Annotated in this window: 4 protein-coding genes; all 4 read right to left on the bottom strand. The window is 42.9% G+C overall.

The window, feature by feature from the left end; genetic code table 11:
* Nucleotides 1–174: 174 nt before the first annotated feature.
* Nucleotides 175–747: a hypothetical protein gene (locus tag V7D75_RS14265; RefSeq protein ID WP_333615097.1), complete on the bottom strand. Its 573-nt coding sequence runs from the start codon at nt 745–747 to the stop codon at nt 175–177.
* Between the two features lie 90 nt (nt 748–837).
* Nucleotides 838–1,794, bottom strand: a complete 957-nt coding sequence (ispE, locus tag V7D75_RS14260) for a 4-(cytidine 5'-diphospho)-2-C-methyl-D-erythritol kinase (RefSeq protein ID WP_333615096.1) — start codon at nt 1,792–1,794, stop codon at nt 838–840.
* A gap of 61 nt (nt 1,795–1,855) precedes the next feature.
* The gene (gene lolB, locus V7D75_RS14255) at nt 1,856–2,491 is read right to left on the bottom strand and encodes a lipoprotein insertase outer membrane protein LolB (RefSeq protein ID WP_333615095.1); all 636 of its coding nucleotides are present in this window, start codon (nt 2,489–2,491) and stop codon (nt 1,856–1,858) included.
* Between the two features lie 211 nt (nt 2,492–2,702).
* A partial coding sequence (locus V7D75_RS14250; RefSeq protein ID WP_333615094.1) for a tetratricopeptide repeat protein occupies nt 2,703–4,187 on the bottom strand: 1,485 nt, incomplete at its 5' end.

Raw genomic sequence — 4,187 nt, 5'->3', positions numbered from 1 at the left:
CTATTGAGGCGACCTATTATAAATAAGTTTTCAGAATTTGCAAGGTCTTTAGCTTTTTTTATGGCTTTTATTCAAAACTAAATAAATTAGTGTGAACAGCATAACTAAGATGCTAGTGAACACAGACTTCTTATTAACCTTTAAAAGTACAAGTAAATGTGCCAATAACGTTATTTAAACAAGAGGATCAACCACTCTACCGCTCATAAATACCGCAGGCTCTGTTAAACAAGCGGTATTCTCTGGCTCATCAATAACAGTATCGCCTTTTCGTAAATAATAACCTTTTATATGCTTTTTAATGACACCACTAGTGATGACTTCTTCACCGAGTTTAACTTTGGTTCCATTTAAGGAAATAGTTTGTTCGTTTTCAAAAAGAATGGCTCTGTCTGGATAAAAAATAGGGCTAAAATATTCATTATTATTTTTGACAAAGTATAAACAGTTATTTTTGATGACATATTTGCCTTTATAGACAAAATTAATCTCGCGCATTGAAAGAGCAGCAGCATAAGTGAATAGTTCAGTAGGAGAGCTAGCTTTAGCATCCTGCTGAGGAAACGCTATTTTTTGAGAGCTATCTTTTTCTTTTACATCTGGTTGCTGTGGCAAAGTGATTTTATCGGATAAATGGTTAGACTTATCATGAGATTGAGATAAAGATGTACAACCAGTCAAACTTGATGACAGGCAAATAAAAACCACGGCTATTTTTAGACTATTATTTAGATATGAATGGTTCATATTGATACCCACTTATTTTGAGGCTTATAAGATATTTATGTGTCTAAAAGACGCAATCGACTAATAGTTTGATTCAATCTATAGGTTGTATCACAAATTACCTACCACATATCCCGAGCAAGGAGCCTCTTTAATCCACTTTTCCAAAAGCACCTTATCAGTAGCAATACTTGCATCCAATGGCAAAAACACAGCACTACCAGAACCTGTCATTCGTGCTGCTCCTAATGCTTGCTTCTCTAAGCCTTGGAGATAACGTAGTGCTTTATCGACGGCAGGAGCGAGGCTAGTTACAACTGGCATAAAGACATTACGATAAGGCGTATTTAGATTCTGCACATAATCATTAGCCTGACTTTTAATCAGTTCAATCGATAGTGGGGCGCTATCTCGCTGTAGCTTAGGATGAGCGAACAGCTCGGCAGTATTAACGTGAGCATCAGGCGTCAGAATTAAATAGTGTTGATTGGGTAAATCAATCGCTGTTAGCTTCTCGCCAATTCCCATTGCAATGGCATCTTGACCAAAAATAAAGATTGGCACATCCGCGCCAACTTTAGCACCAATTTTTATAAGCGTATCTTGATCAAAATTAAGCTGCCAAATCTCATTTAGCGTTATCAATGTCGTTGCGGCATTGGATGAGCCACCGCCTAAACCTGCACCCATTGGTAAATGCTTATCCAAGGTGATTTGTACTGATTGCAGCTGTTTAGGTAGTCTATTTGCTTGAAGAGCAAATGCCAATAATGCACGGGCGGCTTTAAAAATCAGATTGTCATCGATACTGCTGGTTATGGTATCGGCACCAGCGAGCGTTAGCAGCTGATGACAAAGCTTAGTAGCGTCGAAGGTTTTATCTATAATAGAAATTGCTGCATTGTCTACAAACGTAAAATGCAGATAGTCGCCCCAATCGAGCAGGCGAAAGACGGTTTGCAGATCATGATAGCCATCAGCGCGCTTACCGGTGATATGCAAAAATAAATTAATCTTTGCCGGCGACAAGCGCGTGATAACTGATGTTGCGGTGGTGCGTTCAGTCATAAATAAATGTCTTTATGAATTGTGCGTAAAGATAGTGTTTTCTACTGTCTACATAAGGCCATTATTTTTGATGGTCGATGGTCATCACCACTTTATTGCCTTTTGATTGTACGGCACTGATTTTATTTGGCAATTTGTCGTTACCTTTATAACTAAAGTTCGCTTGCCATTCACCATTGACCGAACTAATCAAACGGTTTTGGTCATCAAGCTGTGGCGCGCTGTCTGAAGGCGCTGGGCGACCCGATATCCAATACGGCATTTGTGAAATCGGCGCTTGCCAGCCCGTGGCTTTTTTGAGCAAGGTTTCAGGGTCGGCGGCGGTTAACGTACCGGTTTTTTCACTGACTAAAGTTGCTGTTTGACCATTATATTCGATATTGGTTTTGCCAATGCCGAGCGCGCCGATCAATTCGATAGCAAAGCGGTCATTTTGTTGCCCCCATGCGTAAAACGCACTGCCGCCTTGGTTTCCTGAATTGTCCTTACTCGGTGTGGTAACGCCGATCTTGCCCGTGATATTAAAGTTCTCAAGTTTTTTAGGTTGTTCAGGTTTCTGACCTTGTACCGTGCCGATAGGCTGGTTGGTAGCATTGGCGGTTTTTAATGATTGGCAACCAGATGTGATAACGAGCGCGGCGGTTAAAGCGCTAAATAGCGCCAGTTTATTCGGCTGGTTTTTTTTTAATACTGACATGATATATCCTCAAAAATAGACAAGTTTTAAAAGCAACAGATTTGTTAAAAGATTAAATGAAACAATAAACGCTTAGCTTAAGCATGATTTGTTACGCGCTGATGCGCGGCTGTTCATTTCTTATAACTGGCTTGTAGTTTTTAGCGCAAACGTTTTTATTTTTAATCGTATTTTATGATGAGTATCCAATAAGCTTTGAGCAAAAAGCACTTTAATAAAGCTGTATACGGTCATTGACGTTGCGCTGTCCAAATGAAAAACGCTCTTGTAACTCAGCAAGCAACGCCTCAACTTTTTCATTATCGCCTAGCCCTTGATAAGCGCGCAGCAGTATCGTGCCTGAACGTAAGGTTGGAAAGACGTCGTACGGGGTTTGTAGATAATCGATGACTTGTTGATAATCTTCGTTCGCTAAAGCATTGGCGGCGAGTACGTTTAACGCTTGCAAATGCAGCTCATTGTCATAGCGCGGGTCATCATAACGGATTTGAATGATAGCCGTTGCTAGCGCCAAACCTTGCTTGGAGCTGCGTTCATTGGCGAGCAATAACTGCGCATAGCTAAGCTGATAAGCAAGGTTGGTTGGGTCGAGCGTTTGCAAATGATTCAATAAAGTGCGCTTAACGATATAGTCGTCTTTGTCGTCAAGCAGCTGCGCGCGGGCAAATAGCAGCATCTCATTATTAGGATATTTGCGGCTGGCGCGCGTTAATAACCGTAGCGCCTCCTCGGGCTCATTTTGCTGCCATAAGATATCCGCTTGCATGACAAAGCTGTCAGGCGCGAAGATGCTAAAGTCTTTACGCAGCTTCTCTAAAGTGGCAATGGCGCCATCGACGTCATCGTTTAGCAGCTCAAACGACACCACTTTTCGCCGCGCTTCTAACACCAAGTCCTCTTGCATCACACCATTGAGATAGTATTTTGCTTGCTCAAAGCGCTGCTGGCGCTCGGCACTGATACCAAGGTAGTAATAGGCTTGGTCAAGATAAGCCGGATTTTTAGCCAAGATATTAAGCAGCTGGTCGGCGCTGGCGTACTCTTCAACGTCCAAGCTCACCAGTGCGGCGAGCAAAGTGATTTCGTCATCATCAGCAAAGCGCCCGTGTGCATCAAGTAACAGCTGCCAAGCCTGCTCGCTTTGCCGCAAATCAAGTAAGTAGCGAATCTCATATAAGTATAAGCTCTTGCTATCAGGGTTACGTAGGCGCGCTTGATTAATATAATCAAGCACGGCAGCTGATGGCTTGGTCTTGCGTAAGATGTCGGCTTTTAAAGTGATAAAAGGCACATAATCTGGCTGGCGCGCAAGGGCGCGATCGATATGGACAATAGCAACCTCAGGCTCATCAAATTGATACAGCAAACCAGCCTTTAATACCGAAAGCGAAGCGTTTTGCTCGCTATCGATAGGTTGCAAAGCGGCAAGCAACTCGCGTTTGTCTTCATCAGTATTTGGATAAATGCCAATCAGGATTTCGCTCAGATCGGCTCGCGGGGCATAGCTTAAAATGCGGTTTAGAGTGGCGCCCGCCAATTCATAATCGTGCGCGCGCAGGGCCAAATGCGCCACATAAAACCAAGCGGGCACGTGGTCGGGGTTTTGATCTTGCCAAGTTTTGGCAAAACGCAGCGAATCCTCAACGCTCTCATTACGTAAAGATAAGCTTAGCGCGCGCTCAAATACCGCAGTTGC

Origin of the sequence: Psychrobacter sp. (assembly GCF_036731945.1) — a bacterium.
Classification (GTDB): Bacteria; Pseudomonadota; Gammaproteobacteria; order Pseudomonadales; family Moraxellaceae; genus Psychrobacter.
Note: the sequence above shows the minus strand (reverse complement) of the source record. Positions and strands in the feature narration are given on the sequence as shown.